This window comes from Bacteroidota bacterium (assembly GCA_016713925.1).
GTDB lineage: Bacteria > Bacteroidota > Bacteroidia > AKYH767-A > OLB10 > JAJTFW01.
Window position 1 is genome coordinate 549,213 of sequence record JADJOH010000007.1, and the last position, 19,638, is coordinate 568,850.

The 19,638-nt window shown below is 36.5% G+C and carries 15 protein-coding genes; 6 read left to right on the forward strand and 9 right to left on the reverse strand.

Annotated elements, in window-relative coordinates; all coding sequences use genetic code 11:
* Positions 1–132: 132 nt before the first annotated feature.
* The 6 genes from IPJ86_10405 to IPJ86_10430 form a co-directional block, all read right to left on the reverse strand.
* A complete protein-coding gene (locus tag IPJ86_10405; protein MBK7887674.1) occupies positions 133–792 on the reverse strand; it encodes a hypothetical protein in 660 nt (219 codons plus the stop codon).
* Positions 793–1,293: 501 nt separating this feature from the next.
* Positions 1,294–2,472: a T9SS type A sorting domain-containing protein gene (locus IPJ86_10410; GenBank protein ID MBK7887675.1), complete on the reverse strand. Its 1,179-nt coding sequence runs from the start codon at positions 2,470–2,472 to the stop codon at positions 1,294–1,296.
* A 925-nt stretch (positions 2,473–3,397) separates the two neighbouring features.
* Positions 3,398–3,685, reverse strand: coding sequence for a GIY-YIG nuclease family protein (locus IPJ86_10415; GenBank protein ID MBK7887676.1), 288 nt, complete (start codon positions 3,683–3,685; stop codon positions 3,398–3,400).
* 193 nt (positions 3,686–3,878) lie between these two features.
* Entirely contained in the window at positions 3,879–4,862 is a 984-nt protein-coding gene (locus IPJ86_10420; protein ID MBK7887677.1) for a DUF4407 domain-containing protein, read from the reverse strand.
* A 12-nt stretch (positions 4,863–4,874) separates the two neighbouring features.
* The gene (locus IPJ86_10425) at positions 4,875–5,453 is read right to left on the reverse strand and encodes a hypothetical protein (GenBank protein MBK7887678.1); all 579 of its coding nucleotides are present in this window, start codon (positions 5,451–5,453) and stop codon (positions 4,875–4,877) included.
* Positions 5,454–5,735: 282 nt separating this feature from the next.
* Complete coding sequence (locus IPJ86_10430) at positions 5,736–6,110, reverse strand: hypothetical protein (GenBank protein MBK7887679.1); 375 nt, start codon at positions 6,108–6,110, stop codon at positions 5,736–5,738.
* A gap of 291 nt (positions 6,111–6,401) precedes the next feature.
* Here IPJ86_10430 and IPJ86_10435 point away from each other — a divergent pair, with 291 nt between their 5' ends.
* The 6 genes from IPJ86_10435 to IPJ86_10460 all read left to right on the forward strand — a co-directional run bounded on the left by IPJ86_10435 (position 6,402) and on the right by IPJ86_10460 (position 12,108).
* A complete protein-coding gene (locus IPJ86_10435; protein MBK7887680.1) occupies positions 6,402–6,752 on the forward strand; it encodes a sigma-70 family RNA polymerase sigma factor in 351 nt (116 codons plus the stop codon).
* A gap of 227 nt (positions 6,753–6,979) precedes the next feature.
* The gene (locus tag IPJ86_10440; protein ID MBK7887681.1) at positions 6,980–7,333 is read left to right on the forward strand and encodes a hypothetical protein; all 354 of its coding nucleotides are present in this window, start codon (positions 6,980–6,982) and stop codon (positions 7,331–7,333) included.
* Entirely contained in the window at positions 7,279–7,983 is a 705-nt protein-coding gene (locus IPJ86_10445) for a hypothetical protein (GenBank protein MBK7887682.1), read from the forward strand. Before IPJ86_10440 ends, IPJ86_10445 begins: the two co-directional genes overlap by 55 nt.
* Positions 7,984–8,029: 46 nt before the next feature.
* Positions 8,030–8,899, forward strand: a complete 870-nt coding sequence (locus IPJ86_10450; protein MBK7887683.1) for a hypothetical protein — start codon at positions 8,030–8,032, stop codon at positions 8,897–8,899.
* Complete coding sequence (locus tag IPJ86_10455) at positions 8,863–11,052, forward strand: CHAT domain-containing protein (protein ID MBK7887684.1); 2,190 nt, start codon at positions 8,863–8,865, stop codon at positions 11,050–11,052. The genes IPJ86_10450 and IPJ86_10455 overlap by 37 nt, the downstream gene beginning before the upstream one ends.
* 609 nt (positions 11,053–11,661) lie before the next feature.
* The gene (locus tag IPJ86_10460) at positions 11,662–12,108 is read left to right on the forward strand and encodes a hypothetical protein (protein ID MBK7887685.1); all 447 of its coding nucleotides are present in this window, start codon (positions 11,662–11,664) and stop codon (positions 12,106–12,108) included.
* Positions 12,109–12,524: 416 nt separating this feature from the next.
* Here IPJ86_10460 and IPJ86_10465 read toward each other — a convergent pair whose 3' ends face one another.
* The 3 genes from IPJ86_10465 to IPJ86_10475 all read right to left on the reverse strand — a co-directional run bounded on the left by IPJ86_10465 (position 12,525) and on the right by IPJ86_10475 (position 19,474).
* Positions 12,525–15,449, reverse strand: a complete 2,925-nt coding sequence (locus IPJ86_10465; protein ID MBK7887686.1) for a hypothetical protein — start codon at positions 15,447–15,449, stop codon at positions 12,525–12,527.
* A 1,218-nt stretch (positions 15,450–16,667) separates the two neighbouring features.
* Positions 16,668–18,206: a M48 family metalloprotease gene (locus tag IPJ86_10470; protein MBK7887687.1), complete on the reverse strand. Its 1,539-nt coding sequence runs from the start codon at positions 18,204–18,206 to the stop codon at positions 16,668–16,670.
* Positions 18,203–19,474 carry a hypothetical protein gene (locus tag IPJ86_10475; GenBank protein MBK7887688.1) on the reverse strand — a complete coding sequence of 424 codons (1,272 nt, stop codon included), beginning with the start codon at positions 19,472–19,474 and terminating at the stop codon, positions 18,203–18,205. Before IPJ86_10475 ends, IPJ86_10470 begins: the two co-directional genes overlap by 4 nt.
* Positions 19,475–19,638: the final 164 nt, after the last annotated feature.

Genomic DNA, 19,638 nt, shown 5'->3' on the forward strand with positions numbered 1-19,638 from the left:
GAGCGGGAAATACACAGAAGTCTTTTAAACTGGTGTATACAGGAAGATAAGTTTGTAGGCGGAGATGCCTAAAGGAGACGAAGCACAACAAGCGTGTTCTTCTTTTTAGGAAAAACAAGGTGATGTAAATACTTACAAATCTCTCCAGTCCCTGCTAAGCGGAGAAATCCGTGTAGCGGGAACAGTACCGATTTGCAATAAGAAATTCCCTCTCAACGGATATTTTGTTGCTGAACTGATACTAATGGAATACAGTCCCGGGGATAACTTCAGACTATCAGCTTCCGCGTGTAAACGGATGAGTGCATATTCTTTCACATTCATTTCGTCGTTATTATCATTTTCGCCAAGTAAAATAAATTCCGGTTTCGTTTCTGATTGAGATAGGTCTGTACGTGAAAATTGTTTTTTCGACCGGCTGATCTTAAGGACCGGATCAAAGCCTTTTTCCTTGTAATCGCAGCTATCCGAATAATCAGCAGTAACGATATGTCCACGATTAGGGCTCACGAGTTCAGGAATAGGGGAGAGCACCCGTAATCCAATCTCCTGCACACTGTCTTCCAGAAAAAAATACATCACATAGGCTTCCTTTTTTTCCTCCCTGACCAGGAAGTCATTATTGTCATTAATACATTCAAAATAAAACAATGTATTTTCATAAGGAATGCTTCTGGCGTTCATTCCCGTTTTTTTATTTCCACCGGATCCGAAAGGTTCAAGACGCTGCGCCCATGATGTTTGATTTAGGAGAATTAAGATAGCGATTAAGCGGGTGACTCTTGTATGCATGGAGTAGGAGTGGGAGTAAAATGTAAAGATAAATGGTTTTCATAAAGGTGGGATGAACTTTGAGTGCCGCTTCATATCGTAAAAGAAATCAAATGTTACCTGGTAAACTATAAGCCGGTAATTTAATTATACAAAACTCTTCCAGTATTATCCGAGTGATCATGGATTCCGGATATGTATAAATATACAAAAATGGAATGGGATTCCGGATATGTATAAATATACAAAAATGGAATGGGATAGCAGAACCGCTTTCTCCTGAACTCCGGATTTTTGACTTTTGCGGATACAGGGTTATTACTTAGTAATAGATATGCGGCCATTGGCTGTAGATGTTGTAAACATAATACATGATAAAATATATTTAAAAGAAATGAGCCGCCAATTGGCGACTCATTGTTTTAAGCGGTCCGGACAGGATTATGATCCATTTCATTATATGTGGCGACCAGAATATACGTGGAATTTCATTGCAAACTGATCACAACAGGATTACTAATTTCATTCAAGTATGAGTTTTTGCGTGTAAATATGTTGTCCATCAGAAATGTAAACAAAGTAAATTCCAGACTTTAAATATTCTGTGCTCAATGTCACCTTTTTACCATTAAGCACATCAGTATATACAACTTCGCCTATCTGGTTATAAATATTAAGTCGGGCATTCACCAATTCCGCTGGTGTTTCAACGGTGATTTGATAACTTGCGGGGTTAGGATAAATATATAAATTACCAATGAGATTTGGCTGTTCAGTCAAGCCGGTTGAAGTAGATCCTATAAAAACAGTCTTGTAGAAGGTTGTGGAAGTTATGTTAAATGAACAATTTATTGTTATTCCAATTACATTATTTCCAGCAATTTGATAATTATAAGACTCCGTGAACTGATTCATGAGTGGACCATCTTGAAACACCCATGTAACAGTAAGAATATTATTTATTGTATCGTCCAGAATATCCTTAATATAATACTCAAAATATTGACCAAAACAAGTATCAACCACGGCTGTTTGAAGCGTATCAACAATAGGGTCACAACCCGTAACAAAGGATGATACAAGATTGTCCGTATGTATTTCGGTAGTAGGAAAAGTCCGTTCACCTCCAACCAACCCAATTCCAAAGGCATAATAAGCATCTTGAACTACCTGAATTAAACCGGCGGAGTCTCTTATTGAACGTATTTGGATACAATTATTAAAACCTCCAAAAGTGGCACTTGTGCTAATCACAGTATCTGTATTGTTATATACTCCATTTGACTGCGTTAGAGAATATCCGGCTGTAAGAAAATTATTTGAGAACCAGATCGCTGGAGTAGGTAGTATAATTGCAGAATCTAAAATTGGATATTCTTCCGAATAAGCCCCAAACAGAATTTCTCCGTTCACATCTTGTTTCAACCAAACTAATTTAAAGGTATGCGGAGGGAATGAACTACTACCTGTAGAATACTCAGTTCCCTTCTCCAGATAATATAATTCACCTCCGATAGAGTCTGTCTGAATAAAAGTATGACGTGTTATTCTTTCTGCCCACCCCGCAGGAGGTAAGCCAGCGGGTGTGTATAACACAGTCTCATTGTTAACACATAGTGGCAAGTAATAATCAGATGCGGTTTGCGCAATTGATACGCAGGTCAGAAAACTTAATAATGTAATTGTAGTTATCTTTTTCATTTTTACTTCTTTTTATAACCTTAATTATAATTTTTAACCTTGTTTTAAGTGTTTCAATTCGAATAGATTTAATTATATATTTCAATTAGAATCAATTCAATATTCCAGTTAAACCTAGTTACCGACCCATACGAAATAGCTACTTGATTTTTTATACTTCAATTTCGGCATACAAATGTAATTTCCGACCTTATATTAAATTATGACATAAATCTAATTTACCTTTAACAATTGTTTAAGATCTGTCTGACTTATGTCAACCAGATAACCGATGCTGTTATAGATTTCAATCGGGCTTGGTTTTTTATTCGTGATAAGCGTAAATACTGCCACCCATTATTGGTGAAATTAGTTCGACTTTGATAACATAAAAACAAAATCCCTAACGCAGGTTTTGATCAAACCGGGACGATATATTTTTATATAATTTCATTAACAGGAATTCCGTCTAAATTGCCCCTCGTTTCGCTTGAAATTGCCCACCACAATTATGGAGCACAATTTACCTTCTAATATGTAGTACTATTCCGAAAAAATGTTGGCGGAATGAATCTATAACCTAAATTAACGAAAATTGTCGTATGCTGTCAAATAGGCGGCTACGACCCGGATCTATAGCTTAAGACTTTGAAAAATATGGCAGGGAAACTTTTTAATAAATATGGAAAGTTTGATTCAGCACAGTCTCCAAAATAAAAAAAGAAAAATCAAGTGGCTAAAGGACAACCTGCCAAATCTGAATTATAAAAGTTCACATTTATGAATCTACTTTCAATCAATTGTTTTCTTTTCAACCAATTCACTGCATAAAAAAAGGGTCTCTGCGTACACAGAAACCCTTTTTTTTGTCAGTGATATTGTCAATGTTCTCAGCTAAATTATTGATTATTATTGATAAGAGCGGTCCGGACATCTCGTCATTTAGTCAAACCTTCGGTTTGCCATTTGACGAGATGACAGGCATTTGTTCTACCGACTTTTTTAAAAGTAGTTTTATAGATTTCCGGTTTAACCTTTTGAGTTGTTTTTCTCTGAATAAGGCATCCGTTTTTGATGATGATTCTTCTAAATAGACCATCTCCCAAGGCCCTTTACCGGCAGTAAAACGCGATAAATTATTGTTGTGCTCAAAAAGTCTTTTCTCAGGATGCTGAGTTATCCCTTTGTAAAAAATGTCCAGCCTTTGGCTGTAGATGATGTAAACGTAATGCATGATAAAACATATTTAAATGAAAAGAGTCGCCAATTGGCGACTCTTTGTTTGTAAGCGGTCCGGACGGGACTTATATCGTATTAATTAACAGTACTTTGTGAGGAATTCAGGTAACTCGTTTTTTTATTCGGGCTATTATTTTTGAATCCTTCGGGTTATTCGGGTTAATATCCAGTTATTGCACAAGAATTATTTAAAATACTGAAATATTCCGTTGGTTTAACATTCTATTAGCTGTTTTTACAGTTGCTTGGAACTGTATCGGATCATATAATAATGATCTTCTTTCTAGTATTTTTTTGGTTTTTTCTCTTAATAAAATGTCTCTAGCTTGTTCAATATCTTCATCTATTGAATTTTTACTTGCTATCTTAATCAATACAACTAAAAATTCGAGGCAAAAAAGTAATGCAGTAAACAAAATATAAACGGCTAACATAAATCTATCTTCACTGATTAAATCAAACATAGCTTTAATTCTTAGAAGAAATGCATCACCATTAAAATTTGCCTCTGCCTTCGCTATTGCGAGGTTTTTTATGCTATCCTTTTCTAATGATAGAATTTGTAGTTTGTTGTTTTCGATATTATAATCAGATTCAAGTTTTTCGGCAACTTCCATCTTTAAAAGTGCAATTTTTCCAACTAGTTTTTGACGACTGCCACCAGTTCCATCTGCCTCAGCTTTTGCATCTTGCAATGCATTTTTCCAATCGTTTGTTTTTTGATTCACAACTAATTGTTGCGCTTCGATTGCTTTATTATATTCCATTTCTATATGATTGGCCGCACTATCAATATTTATTTTTTCATATTGAGCAATCTTATTGTCAATATCATTCTTAAAAACTACTTCATCAAAACCTATTGCGCCTAATGAAGCAATAATAAAACCTAATGCAATTCTAAACCAAAAGATGAGACGACTTCCATTTGACATTATTATTGCTCTTTCTACTAAAAAAATAATTAATGATGCAATTAACCCACTAAATATAGCTACAACAGTATTTCCATTTAGTACGTGGCTCACAATGAAGTAACAGTTAATAAACCATAGGATCACAGGAACCATTAGACAGTTAGCGTACAATGCAATTTTTCTTTTACTTCCCGGTTGATACAAGGCTGTATAACGCGGATTTTCTCCAATCAATAAACTATAGTATTTATCCATTTTTTTACTTATTTAAATATGTTTAATCGAATTAAGTAGTTTCTCACTTTCAATATAGTCTGAAAGACCCCTTGTAAAACCTTGATGATAATTATAAATTGCATTCATGACCCAACCATCTTCTTCGATTGATAAGCATTTCTGCCTTTCTAAATTGTCAGTAACCTCAATTAATTTCTGCAATGTGTTTTGTAATTTCTGCAATACCAGCGGAGATATTGAACCGACATCAGTAATTAAATTTTCTAACTGTAGTCGTGTTTCTACTTTTTCCTGAATTTCAATGTCAATAAGAAGTCTGAATTCAGCTTCTATTTTACTTTTTCCTAACTTAAGTTGATCAGAAGAGTGATACTCAAACCCTTCATAAACTCCAATAGCTTGATAGTTTCGATTCAAAAATTGATTTAATCTACTTTGTTTTGGCTCATTTTTGCTACTCATTAATGGTTCTTCTGCATCTACAAATAAATCGATATCCGGAGCGGAATTTATAGTCGAAGAATTAGAGATATCCACAGTTTCTTGCACAGTAGAATTTTGCTGGATTTTGGATTTGTTCTTGCCAAATAGTTTTGAGATGATGTTCATTTTATGTTTTAAATAGTAAATATTGGTATTTGATATTTTAAATGGCCATTCTTATGGCAGTTATCGCATAGAGTAATTAAATACTTATCACTATATTTCCAAGGAAGCTGAAATTTGCCTATGGATTTTAATACATGATACTGGCGATGATGAACATGGAGTATACTTGAAGCACCACATGCCCTACATTTATTACAATCTCTTAAGAGAATTTGTCTTCTCCGTTTCTTCCATTGTGGAAGTAATAATAATTGTCCGTAATTTAATTCCAATAGGTTAGTACTATGCTGCATAACTATGGTTTTTGCTCAGCCTTTCTGATTTTACTCTTATATTTTTGAATGGATCCGCACTTCTATAACATGTAATAACCTGATTTGAATTACCAGCTACAATAACAACGATATTTTTCAATTGTTCTTTTTGCTTTATCAAGGAATCCGGAATATTCTTTTCTCCTAAAATGAAATATATAAGTCCTTGCTTGTATATATTTTCACCGTATTCCAGTGCTATTGCAATTTTTTGTTTGTTAAAACCGCGCTGACACGCCCTTTTAAATGAATGTTTTGTATGTTCAAACTTAAACTCTATGGGAGTGGGACTTTTGTCTGCATTTACTTTAAATGCTATCTGAAGATGGTTGGTTGTTTTCATATACTTTTTGCTTATATCCTTTTAATATTTATAGAAAACTAGATAATAGGTAACCAAAGATTTTTTACTAATTCTCTAATACAACATCTAATCTCTATTTATTAATAGAATACTAGTAAAAGGTAACCAAAGTCATATTGAACTGATATACAATAAGATGCAAGAAAACTTCTTTAAGTGATTTCATAAACATCGATGTATATGATACAATAAACACATATGACTTTATTTACTTGTTTTTCTTTTTTATGTTTGCAACGTATTGATTAATTGACTTTAATACTTTATTAGATGAATAGAGTCAACCCTTGTGCGGAGTTTGCTAGTTTGAGTGATGTTCAGTTATTGGAGATAATGCTTACCAATGAAAAAGCACATTCATGCATATATTTAAAGCACAAATCATATTGTATTAGTTTTATGAGGAGTAAGGGATCATCAGAAAGTGATGCTCTTGATATTTACCAGGATGCTACTATTGTATTATATGAAAAAATTCAAAGCGCAGGATTTATACTTTCTTGTTCTCTACAGACATATTTAAATTCAATATGCTTTAATCAATTACTCTGTAGAAATACAAGTAGTAACAATAAAAAAATTGAACTTAAGGATAAAATCGATGAAAATGTAAAAAACTGATTTGTAGAAAATTATGAATTGATTAATGAAAAAATAAACATTGTGCTAAGTGCTTTAAATAATCTAAAAAGCAATGGTGATAAATGTTATGAACGATTAAATTTATTTTATTATCATAAACTTAAAAATGAAGAAATAGCTATAAGATTAGGTCTAAAAGATGCTACGACTGTAAAGAATTTAATAAATAGATGTCGAGTAAAATTAAAAGAAATTATTGGCATTAAATGAACATTGAACCAAGTGAAGTAGAAAAAATAAATTCTTATTTTCTTGCTCGTATTGAGAGTGATAATTTGAATTTGGATGTAAATCTCACTATGAAATTTACAGTTTTTGTTATTGAAGAGATTGAAATTAATTCAAATAGCGAAAATATTTTACTAACAATTGAATTATTTTCTACAGACAAGATTCGAAGTTTAATTGAGCAGTTTAAATCGGAAAATGAATTTGATAATTTAGTGTTAAATTCATTCCAGAAAGAAAAAGAAATCAACTTAAAAACAATCTCATTCAATTGGAAATGGAATGGAATGAGATCAATCTTGACGAAGCTATCACAAGTGCATTCCAATTAAGAAAACGGCATGAGTTAAAAAAGAAATTACAAACTCTTGAAATTGAATTGGGATCTAAAGCAGGCATTGTGATTGCGTTGCGACCATATTTCAAAGCAATGGCTATTGCTGCTTCCATAGTTCTTGTTTTTATTGTGTGGCAACCGCAAAATATGTCAAACGAAAAACTGTTTGCTGAATATTCGAATAACATTGACAATAGCATCATTGGTGATTTTACTGAAGCAGAAATTGTAAAAGAGCAATTGGGTGTCCGCGGAGAGGAATACTATTTCAAAAATTTTACAATTGATGAATCTTTGCAATTAGAGCAAGCCATAACATTAATAAGAAAGAAGGAATTTGAAAAAGCTGAGAGAATATTCAGTGAATTTAAAATTGAAAAAGAAAAAAATCCAGGACTCTCATTATTTCTTGCAATAGCACAGTTAAACAGTGGTAACGCGGAGAAGGCAAAAGAAAATTTAGAATATCTTCTTTTTTTGCCTTCGTTTGGATTTACTGATGAAGTTAAGTTACATTTAGCTTTTGCATATTTAAAACTGGATAATCGAGATAAGGCTAAGGTATTATTAAATGAATTGATTTCCTCCAAAAGCAAATTTGCTGACGAAGCTAAACAAACTTTAAAAAGATTACGCTGGTTTTAAAGATTTAAATGGCGGACTTATTTGAACTATTTATGGAATTATCAATATGAAAAACACAAAGTTTATTGATACAGTTTTCTTTCTTTCTATAGTCCTGATTCTTATATACATTGTCTTAAATTTAATTCATTTATCATGGACATTTACAGATCCGGAGGGTTTTTGGGGATTCTCTTATTTTCTGGGTGTATTGAGTGGACTTATCTTTACTATTGTACTTTTTGCAGCATTTATATTTTTTTTGGTATTTGGATTTAGATTCTTGTTTTCAGATTTTCCTAAAAATATCACTTTGAAAAATATTTTAAAACCATTGGGATTACTTTTACTATTAGTTCTTGTTTTAGTTATTAATATGTTGCAAGGGCCTGGTATTTCATTGTATATAAATAAAAAATTAGCTGATCGATATAGTTATATAGAAAAGACTGAAAAGTTTTTTGATGAAGGTAAATTTGTTGAAGCATTAGAGTATTCAAAAAATGGTTATGAGAAGTATGGAGTAGTTTCAATTCCTTCCCGATTTTTTATTTTGTCGTGGTGCTTTTATAATTCTGAATTTGGGATTAAGCGTGAACTTACTAAACAGTATTCAACAACTATAAACTATGCATATTGCCTTTTTCAAAACTCAATTGATTTGGATTTATCTGAAAAGCTTTTCAAGGACGCAATAGTACTTGCAGGAAACCCCATGTTTGGTGAATCAGAGGATTATTTAATATTTCCTTACTTAGCCTTAGCTGATTTGTATATTAATAGAGGAGATTATTTATTAGGTGAAAAATATTTCAATTTATTACTTGAACTTAGCAGTAAATCTTCAGCAGAAGATATTTATTATTTTGTTCATCACAAGAGACATTTGCATCTTATTACATGCAGGTGGGTAATTTTAATAAAGCTAAAGAATTAAGAGAAAATAATGTAAGCCTGTGGGAAGAAAAAGCGAATAAGCCTAAGTCAATTCTTTATTTGTCATTTCTATTATTTGCTACAAGTAGCGAAATAATATCTGGAAATTTTGATAAAGCGGAAGAATATTTAGTTAAGGCAAAACCATTAGCAGAAAAAAGGAATGAAAAATCTATCTACTTAGTTTATCTTTTACTGAAAGGTCACTATTGTAATCAAGCCGCAATAATTGGTAACGGTAATAAGGAATTAATTGATTCAAGTTGGTTTGATAGAATCAATTCTTTTTTTATAGAGAAAAGTAGTTTAAACGAGGTATTTAAACGCGAGGCAGAGAAGTGTTTTATTGAATATGTGGAAACTGAAAAAAGTTCTAATGGAGATGAAAGTTTAAGGTATGCCAAAGCATTATATGCATTGGCAAATTTTTATATAACACATGGAATGCATAAAGAAGCAATCATGCACTTGCATAAAGCAAAGTTGATTTGTGAAAAATATAAAGCTAACGCCATTAACTTATATTACTCTGTTATATCGGCATTGTCAATTTCAGAGTTTGCATTAAATGGATATGAGCATGTTAAAAAGAATCTGGATGCTCTGGAGAAATATCATTTCAACAAACAAATTGCCAATTATGCTTTTTTAACGGAAAAAGAGAAAGAAGCCTATAAAAACATAATTGACAGGAATATCACTGCTATTAACTCGATTTACATAGCTGCTACTTCTAATGAAACCAGAATAAAATTGTATAATAATATTATTGCTACTAAAGAGATCGCATTATATGCCACTGAAAATACGAGAAATTTCCTTGAAAAAATGAATGACTCATTAAAGCAAGAATATTATGAAGTCATAAAGCAAAGAGATAGTTTGGAAACTGCAAAAAATGTTGCGTTTAATAGCAATTCAAAAGGTGGAAATGAAATTTTACTTAGAGAGAAGAAAGTTCAAACTAAAATAAATTCCTTGCCTGGAATTATTCCTTTTGATCCCACGGCAATTAAATTTACAAATATCAGTACTGCGTTAAAAAAAAATGAAGTAGCGATTGAGTTTATTCACTGCATAATTGAGAATTCCGAACAATATTTTGCTTTACTAATAAAAAATGATTCGCAGGCACCTGAATTAATTCCTCTTTTTGAGGAATCTGTGTTGAGAAAAATTCTAAATCAGCCCGGAAACGCTGAAGCCAAAATAAATAATATTTATAGTAAAAATATTGACAGTTTATACTCATTAATTTGGAAACCAATTGAGAAAAATCTTTTTAACATTGACAAGGCTTATATTTCGGTCAGTGGAATATTATATGGCATTTCTTTCCCCGCTTTACTAGATGGCAATAAAATTGATGCAGTTCTATTAGGTAGTACTAGACAGATCGGAATGAAATCAGATGATAAAAGGCAGATTTATTCCCCTGCGATATTGTTTGGAGGCTTAAATTATGGGCAAGGTGGACATCCTAATAGATCGGCAAGTGGGAAAGCAAATTTTTCCGAGCTTCGATATACCATTAATGAGGTTACTAGTATTAAAAATATGCTAGACTCAAAGCATTCAGATATAAAAGTGACTCTTTTTACGAAGGATTCAGGAAATGAAGAATCTTTTCGTCAACTTCAAAGCTTGCAGCCTTCTTTGATTCACCTTGCAACTCATGGATATTATTATCCAACGAGGAATATCAACTTATCTAATTTTGATGTGGGAATAAACTCAGAAACGAATCTAGATCCAATGATAAGGAGTGGTATTGTGTTTTCAGGTGCTAATAATGCGTCAAGTGCGTATTCTGAAAATGATGGATTTTTAACTGCACAGGAAATCGCTCGATTGAATTTTTCAAACCTTGATCTTGTAGTTTTATCTGCTTGTGAAACAGGTTTAGGCGAGATAAATGGAAGTGAGGGAGTATTTGGGTTGCAAAGAGCATTTAAATTGGCTGGTGCTAGAAGCCTTCTTATGAGCTTATGGAGTGTTCCTGATAAGCAAACAGCTGAATTAATGAGCCTCTTTTATAGTAATTACTTACAAGGAATATCAAAATCACGGGCTTTGAAAAATGCGCAAGTTGATATGAGAAAAAAATATAAGAATCCATTTTATTGGGGCGGTTTTATTTTACTTGAAAGATGAGTATTTGCCTGATTCACTTATCGTAGAAGGTGATTTGCCTATAATTATGGCAATTTCCATTTATTTGGTACTATTTCGCAGTAATGCTTCTATCTGATACCCTTGTTCCTGGCTGAGTTGATTTTAGTTTTTAGACATAGACACACCAAAGATTGCGCATCTCAGCCAAATTTTCGCCCTAGACCCCTCAAAAGGTCAAGGTGTGAAAATATTTATCTTTGGAATTGCACTTATGATTTGAACACGACAATTGTTAAATAACAAAGAAAAATTAATTACATTTGATAAAAGTATCACTTTAAATTAAATGCAAATTGGTGTAATTCGGTTTGAAGACAAAAAAGCAATAAAATTTAACACCATAATATCATTCATTAAATAAATTCTAATAGATATTAATAGCCAATTTTATGGATTATTCACAACTGCTACAAATGGATGAGTGGCAAAATAAAAGAAAGGAAATTCTAGAAAGGGATAATTACAGTTGTACAGCAACAGGATGTTCCAAGAAAGAAAAGCTAGACAATAAGTTTCAAATATCTTCGGTATATACATTCGATGAATTCCTAAAAAGGAAAAGGTGTAATTGATTTTAGAATAGATAACATGAAGAAAGTTATGCTTTTAAAAACTGCTAAAAATGAAATTGAAATACAGTTATTAGTCCCTATTCCAGTAAATCCGAATTTGGATAAAATTAGAATTTATTTAGTGAAAATACCTATTAGTATATTTGTTTCTATGAAATATTTTGCCGATTATAATTTTCAATCTTCCTTGGCTAAAATGAATGTGCACCACAAAAAGTACATTCTAGGAAATAAACCTTGGGAATATAACTTAGAAGATTTAGTTACTTTATGTGAAGGATGTCACAAAAGTATCCATGCAACAACAATTATCCCTATTTATTCTAAAAATGGAATTAATATTGACTCAGCTAGAACTTGTTCTCGTTGTGGTGGCGGTGGGTATTTACCAGAATATAGCTATTACAAAGATGGTATTTGTTTTGAATGTCATGGTGAAGGTGTAGATAATTCAAATTTATAAAATTAATTTTATGTTAGATTTTTAAAGATTCTGGACAATGTTGACCCCCTATTCCGGCGAAGCTGACCCCTATGGTAAGCTTAGATTACGAAGGAATAAAAGAACGATGGGATTAATAATATAAAGATGCATTTTGTCAGTTTAAGTGTATAGCTTTTGCGCTTTTTATAATAATTTTACAATTAACCCTATTGCAACTATACATCCTAATCCAATTAAAATAAGAAATACAATATGTAATTTCTTAATTAATTTATTTTGATTAAATTGAATTACAAGTTTCTCATCGATTTCTTCAAGGCGTTTAGGAATATCATATTCCGTGATTTCGCGAAATGGCGCGCAGGGAAAGTTCAAACACACAATCCTCTCCTTACCCTTCGCTTCCGCTCAGGGTGTCACAGGCTAGCCCGTGATTAATCCCTTACGCAACGCACCGAAAAACCGATGCTCTTATCGTAGTTGCTAGGGAATACACCGTCATCGTCGAAGTACAGGGTGCGGTACCAGGCATTGGGGGGGGTAGAGTCCTGTGTAGAAGACCACCAGTGGCCGCCGCTGCCAATGTAGGAGTATGACCCAAAGTTGTTCCTGTAGCCGCCCGGAAGGCCTGAGAAGCCGCTGCTGTTGGTGGCTCCATCATTGGGAGGTGTCCACAAGTTGGATACTGCTTTCATTTTGCCACCGGCTACAGCACTACCCCCCAGGAAATTTGCCAGGGTAGTCCATTCCGCATCGCTCGGCACATGCCAGCCCACAGGGCATAAACCCCTGGGGTCAGCTACCGCGTACCAGTTGTAGAGTTTGCCATAGATGCTGTCGTTGGTTGTGGTATTGTTGTAGATGGCATACGCGCCGCTGGTTGTGTTTTGCCAAGTGGTATTGCTAAGGTTGGTAGGAATAGGGTCGCCATTGCGGTATTTGCTCACGCGCAGGTTTTTGCTCATCCATACCTGGGTACCAATCACCACGGTATCGTAAGCATTGCCATCAATGTCTAAAGGAGGATTCAGTGTTGTAAAACTAAGCTCATTGCCGTAGGCTGTACCCACCGTGTTTGTAGCGTAGGCACGCACATAAAACTTTGTGTTGATGCTCAGGCCACTTATGTTAGACGTGAAGCTGCCCGTACCACTGCCATTGATGGTTTTAGTGGCCAAAGCCACAGTAGGGCTGGGTGAGGTACTCCAACACACTCCGCGGGATATAACTGCAGAGCCGCCATCGCTGCTGATAGTTCCGCCGCTAATTGCAGTAGTACCCGTTATAGTGCTAACCGCCGAAGTACTAATCGTGGGGAACTGAGATACACCCGAAAAGTTCCAATAGGTGTTAGGGCCAAATACCACCGGCTGTTTGCTCCATGTTTCAACGCTGCTGCGGTGCTTTACAACGATGAAATAGTTTTGCCCAATCACGGTGCCCGGCAATGATGCTACAGCGATACCGTTAGAACGCAGCAGAACCCTTCCGGTCCATGCGATTGTATATGGAGCTGTGGGCTGCGCCAGTTGCAGGGTGATACTATCGGAATGCTGGGCGTTGCCGCTCAGGCCACTGTTCACCAATGGTAATTCCATAAAGCCACCACCCACGTACAGACCTTGAAGATACAACTTTACCGTAAGGTCGGGGCTAGAAAAAAGATAGGTAAAGCTTAGGCTGGTTTGGTATTCGCAACCATTGCTACTAAATAGTTGTATTGGTCCGCTGACGGTATTTACAGGCACCGTGGCCGTAATAAGCGTATCTCCACTGATTGTGAATGATGCTGCGTTTACCCCGTTGAACTTTAACTGCGTGATGCCGGCTAAACCGCTACCCCACAAAGCCACCGGATACCCGGCACTGTTCTGTGCGGGTGAGATGGATGTTATAATCACAGCAGCAGTTTGCTGCAAAACGGCACTTTGCGTACTGGCGCAACCGTTAGCATCAGTGACGGTGAGGGTATACGTGCCCGCGGCAAGATTGCTGATACCGGAAGCAGTGGCGCCGTTGCTCCATAAATACGTATAGGGCGTAGCACCTCCGCTCACACTGGAGCTAATGCTACCATTAGTTGCCCCATGGCAAATAACGGATCCGGGTGAGAGCGTAACAGAAGGGAAATTATTGCCCAGACTAACGGTTGCAGTAGCCGAAACAGTACAGCCCGCTGCATCCGTTACGGTGACTGTATAGGATCCTGCTGTTAGCTGGCTTATGGCGGAGGTTGAGCTGCCATTGCTCCAGAAATAGGTGTAAGGAGCTATACCTCCGCTCGTTGATGGATTAATTGCACCGTTTGTTGCAGCAGGACAGGATGTTGGCGATATTGTAAGCGAAACATTCAGAGCCGCACTCTGCGTTACCGTATAAATGCCGTTCTCCGTACAACTACCGGAGGTAACCGTAACGGTGTAAGTACCTGCCGTAAGTCCGGAGATATCCTTGGTGGTAGCCCCGTTAGACCAGAGGTAGGTGTTGCCACTTACCGTGATACCACTTGAGGCGGAAGCCCAAGCCGAGGTGATGGTTATCCATGTACGCAGTGTGCTATATACACCGGTACTTCGGTTATAGTCACCGTTAGCCTTCAGCGAGTAAAACCCAAGTACTTCAGTAGCGAGAAAGGAGCTGCTTTTGAGTCGTCCCCCGCTATAACGGTCGTTCACCGGCAGGTGGAAACCCAGGCTGGTATCCGCCATGGCTGCATCGCCAATGCCGGAGCCAAAAAAAATGGCATCCACCGGTACAGTATTAGAATCAATTAGTGCAACGGGCAAGTTAAACACGGCAACACCATCGGCTATTCCGCCGCCATTGCCCAGCACTCCTGTAGCACCCGTAAAGGCCCCGCCGATACCGCCATCGCCGGCTTCGGTAGAAGTATTTTTCTGTCGTAGTCGTACACCGGTGGGATCCATGGATGTTCCACCCACATAAACCACATCACCCGGCTGCACCGTACTGGTATTGATCTGAAAGGCATAGGTGGAATTTCGCGGCGGAGGAGAAGGCATATTGCCTTCCACCCAGCCTTTACTGGTGGCAGTTCCGTTGTTTGAGAAAATGACAGTATAGGGCGTTTGCGCGAAATTAATGGAACGGGTGGCAATCAGCTCCACCCACTCCTTCGGCGAATCCGCCAAGGGCGGATCGGTATGCATTTCGGAGATGAGCAGGCCGGGATTGCTAACGTAGGCCGTATCGCCACTCACCGATAGGGTAATCGCACCTGTAGCGCCGTTAGTACAGGCCACCGGTGTAATCGTAGCTGAAAGCGTTGGACATTGAGCTTTAGATTGATGCAGTGGAAAGAGAGCAAGCAGAACAATAAGGATATAATTATAGTTCATAATAAATAAATTTAAAACTGTCAACCTATTTTAGGACGATTCACTCTACCAAACATACAACAACAAACTTTAAAACGCAAACTTCAACCGGAGCTATTAGGATAGCGTAGTGATTTGTTAAGAACTAATGCAATTGTCACAGATTTAGAGCAGAAAGAATTTAATCGAATCAGATGTTAATCACTTGAGAAAACAAAAAGTAACTTTTTCAGTTTTCAACTACTTTTTATGACATGTTGGTTCACTTCCTACCCAAACAATGACTGACCAATGTAGCCCGTGAAACCCGAACAGATCGGATATAAGAAAGCCGGTTGGGCTGCTTTAAGTAACCCCATTTTCGAACAGTATAAAAATAGAGAAAATAGAGGTACTTACATGCCTATTTGGTTACGTTTTGAAACCGAAAGCGTAAGTCAATGGAGTAACCCATTACAACAGCGCCTGCATGGTAGATCCGGAATAGTGGTTCTGCGAAATCAGGTTCGATCCTGGGCTCCTCGGTGCATCTTGCCTACTGCCGGTATCGTCAGATACGTATTGGTTGACAGATGTGCTTCCAGATAGTGAAACGGCTTCCTCCGGAAAGTACGGCGCCTTGTAGAGATATACCTCCGTAAGCTCACCTAGGGTCAAGGCTGTTTTCTCCAAGTTTTCCCAAAAAAAGTTCGAACTGGGGAACCTTAGGTATATCAAATGTTCGTGAGTTCGAACTTTTTTTGGGAAAATTTGGGAGAAACGGCCAATTTGTACCAAGAAATTAACCTTGAACTTCATTCAGCCCAAAATTCGGCTTTTTCAGTTCCAGTTGTTTCAATCACCGGTTCTACAGATTTTGGAGTGTTCCGGTACATAACCGGCTCCACCTCGATTCAAATGTCCGTTCTGGAGACACGTGTGCCCAATACTCAGAAATGGGGTGGGTTTTCGGGTGGGAGTTATTCTACTGGGATAATTATTTGAAGCAATAATATTCAAAAAAAACTAAGACTTGGTCAAGCCAATTCTTTTTGGAGCGACTTGTTACTCAAAGAACAATTCAGTTGGAGAAACCACTCCAATTTCTAAATTGGTCAATAGCTATTTTCATGAATAACGGTATGTGTTTTTAGTGGAGAATGATATCTTTTCGATGAGTGGGTATTTTGCAACTTTATCCAAAGTCTGAGTCTCTATTTCATATCCGCTGTTAGAATATTTGCAAGTAGAGGAATCTGTTCAATAAAGCAAGTATGTGATTACTTCAACACCTTGTATTTTTAATGTGTAATAGTTCATGTGGCCCGCACATCGCTTTTCAAGTATTCCGGGTCCGAACTCCTGAATGAAATCTGGTTGAAGATTTGCATATTTTTTCAAGATGCCATATGACCAAAATTGGTTTAATTTACCCACTAATAACTGATAAATTTTATTTTCAGGTTTTGTAATGTTGAGTAAAACTAGCTGAAAGTCCATGGTATCTCTTGTATAAAAAACAATATTTCGTTGTCGTTCTGTCTGTCCGCTTGTGTATAATGATTTCCGGATTGAAGGTTGAAGAGATAATGCCAATTCGGAGGAAGGAAACCGAAATGAATTTTGATTTATATAGTAGGTAGAAGACAAACGGTCTAAATTATATTGTGCATTGATATCGCCCCCCTTTGCAAGCTCCGCTAATAGTTTTGTATCACTTTTACTGATAAAATCAATCAGCGCACGAGTATATAAAATTAAATTAGTAGAATCATCATTATTAATAGCTTTTTCCTCTATATCATCAAGCAACCTGTTAGCTGCCCTTGAGTTTCCCAACAATGATTTTAAAACAGCACCATTTATTTGAGCTGGGTAGTAATCCGGATCCAGGTCGGCGGCTTCTTTGAAATGGCGAGCAGCTAACTTAAAAAGCTCTAACATTTTAATGGAGTCATCTGGTGTCAAATTACGTGTATTCTCTCCTGCGCGACTAGATGGATCCAGTAGGAAGGGAAATATTAAATTCCGCCATGGTGCTTCCGATAGCTGCAAGCCTTGCATTGCATAACAAACACCAAGATTGTTTTTGATTTCACGAGAACCGAACTTGTTATTTATTATGTGTTTATATAGCGTAGTTGCTGGTTCGTATTCTTGGTTCAATAATAGAATATTCGCAATATTGAATATGTTATTCAGGGCTTCCATCCTAACTTTTGCTAGTTTCGCCATTCCACAGCGTGAGTTGAGGCTTGGATAACGTGCAATGCTGTCAGGGATGTTATATCCCTTGTAAATGGATCTTATTAATTTATCGACAGTATTAAGTGAAAAACCGGCCATTTTGGAATAGTAGCAGGCAAACTCATCCGCCTCTAATTCATGTGTGATTGTACTGTCGATAGCCTTTTTCGCGTAGGTTAGCTGTTCTCCCAAATCGACACTGGCATAGGCGGTTGATGCCTCGTTCAGAAAGTTGTGGTTGTTGTACCAATGCCCCAATTCATGGCACAGAATAAATGCAATACCATCTAGTGAATCTGCACCCATGTCCCGACAGATACGATAAGCCTTTAGTTCGAAGTAAATTTCATTTTTACCACCAGGTATATAAGACGCAACGTGGCTTTCTTCTTTCACTATAACCACTTCTGGCACCTGTTTGCTGGTTACACCAATCGCATTGATCAACCTTTCAAATACTGAAGCTACGACAATTTTCTCTTGTTGCCCGCATACTTTGAAAGGGAGTACGAAAAATAAAATAAATGCAAAAAAAATAGCTTGCCTTTTCATTTCCACTCTTCAGGAGGCATTTGTTCCTCTAGTAATATTGATATTTCCTTCGGTATTATTTTCTCTACTTGCATTTTGCGAATTTCTAAGTAGTGAATAACCTTTTCCGTTTCATCGTTTCTGCTATCTTTAGAAAATCCTATCGGTTCCGCTTCAATTAAATCGTTCATACTGTATAGGCATTTGAAGATTTTTTCATTATGAAACAACAAGCCAGCTCCATGTCGCTTGCCGTCTTTCCAAATACCAGCATAAAAACTATTGTCAACCCAAGAGTAAATGCCATAACCTTCCGGTTTACCTGCATCCATCATGCCTTCATAACTGCTGCCATCCGATCTTTTTATATAAGAATAATCTGTCGCGCAATCCCCGATTTTACAATTATCAGAACGCACAGTTATAGGCTCTATAAAGATCAATTCGTAAACTCGATTTATAAAGTCAGCATATTTAATCCAAAAGAATCCTTTCTCACCGTAGCCGGTACCCCATGAGTTCATTACTTCAAATGCCCCTCCAAAACGTGTATCAGAAAATCCAATTAAACACATGGCATGTCCCCCCATCATCTCTTCGTCAGTGCTAGGCTTCCAGAGCCCACCAACAAGTGGGTTCCCTTTCCCATTCCCCATCATTGATCGGGTCGTTTCCATTCCAAATGGAAGTGGAACACCATTCGCTAAGAAAGATTTGATCACCTTGATTTTTTCAGGTATTGAATTAACCTTGTCCAAATCCACAGCATAAATCTCATTTGGTACAAATGGTGCAGAATACGCATCATTATGATCAAATACCGACTCATTGCAGTCTAAAGATATAGGTGGCATAATAATCCTTTTACATCCGTATTTTAGCATCTGTTCAAGAGCGATAGGAAAAAATACTCCCTCATCGCAGCTATTCGTACTCTCTGTTTTGGCCAAAGCATAGGTAAATACTGGATCAAAAGCGACCATATCCTTCATGAACTTATTTGTGATATTAAAAGCTTGGTTATATGTTATAGACATGGCAGCGTAAGCTAATGCCCAGCCAACACAGGAATTGCCTTCCTGGGCACTAGGTGTCGGAGCCCATTTTCGTAGGCTGTAGGAAGCAGGTAATTTGCCAACAAATCCCATTGAATTAATAGGATCATGCAATATTTTTTGCGTTTTGTTTTTGTCATAGCGATAGCCCTGCGCGTTGACAAGTACATTACTCATCAGAATAGCTGAGATTGTAAAAAATCTCAATAACCAGTAGTATATAGTTCTTTTCATTGAAGGTGTTTTTTCAGATAGCCTTGATCGGATTGATTTAAAGGTGTAAGTTGATGCTCGATACTGTCATTCAACAAATAGTAAATTGTATCATCTAAATATATGTAATACCCCGGTTGTAGTTCAATTGCCGCATCATCGATGTCAAGATTAGATATATTGTA

Bases quoted from the DNA above. Each gene is read 5' to 3' on its own strand.
- IPJ86_10405 (MBK7887674.1), bottom strand. From the start codon at position 792: ATGCATACAAGAGTCACCCGCTTAATCGCTATCTTAATTCTCCTAAAT.
- IPJ86_10410 (MBK7887675.1), bottom strand. From the start codon at position 2,472: ATGAAAAAGATAACTACAATTACATTATTAAGTTTTCTGACCTGCGTA.
- IPJ86_10415 (MBK7887676.1), bottom strand. From the start codon at position 3,685: ATGCATTACGTTTACATCATCTACAGCCAAAGGCTGGACATTTTTTAC.
- IPJ86_10420 (MBK7887677.1), bottom strand. From the start codon at position 4,862: ATGGATAAATACTATAGTTTATTGATTGGAGAAAATCCGCGTTATACA.
- IPJ86_10425 (MBK7887678.1), bottom strand. From the start codon at position 5,453: ATGAACATCATCTCAAAACTATTTGGCAAGAACAAATCCAAAATCCAG.
- IPJ86_10430 (MBK7887679.1), bottom strand. From the start codon at position 6,110: ATGAAAACAACCAACCATCTTCAGATAGCATTTAAAGTAAATGCAGAC.
- IPJ86_10435 (MBK7887680.1), top strand. From the start codon at position 6,402: ATGAATAGAGTCAACCCTTGTGCGGAGTTTGCTAGTTTGAGTGATGTT.
- IPJ86_10440 (MBK7887681.1), top strand. From the start codon at position 6,980: ATGAACATTGAACCAAGTGAAGTAGAAAAAATAAATTCTTATTTTCTT.
- IPJ86_10445 (MBK7887682.1), top strand. From the start codon at position 7,279: ATGGAATGGAATGAGATCAATCTTGACGAAGCTATCACAAGTGCATTC.
- IPJ86_10450 (MBK7887683.1), top strand. From the start codon at position 8,030: ATGAAAAACACAAAGTTTATTGATACAGTTTTCTTTCTTTCTATAGTC.
- IPJ86_10455 (MBK7887684.1), top strand. From the start codon at position 8,863: ATGCAGGTGGGTAATTTTAATAAAGCTAAAGAATTAAGAGAAAATAAT.
- IPJ86_10460 (MBK7887685.1), top strand. From the start codon at position 11,662: ATGAAGAAAGTTATGCTTTTAAAAACTGCTAAAAATGAAATTGAAATA.
- IPJ86_10465 (MBK7887686.1), bottom strand. From the start codon at position 15,449: ATGAACTATAATTATATCCTTATTGTTCTGCTTGCTCTCTTTCCACTG.
- IPJ86_10470 (MBK7887687.1), bottom strand. From the start codon at position 18,206: ATGAAAAGGCAAGCTATTTTTTTTGCATTTATTTTATTTTTCGTACTC.
- IPJ86_10475 (MBK7887688.1), bottom strand. From the start codon at position 19,474: ATGAAAAGAACTATATACTACTGGTTATTGAGATTTTTTACAATCTCA.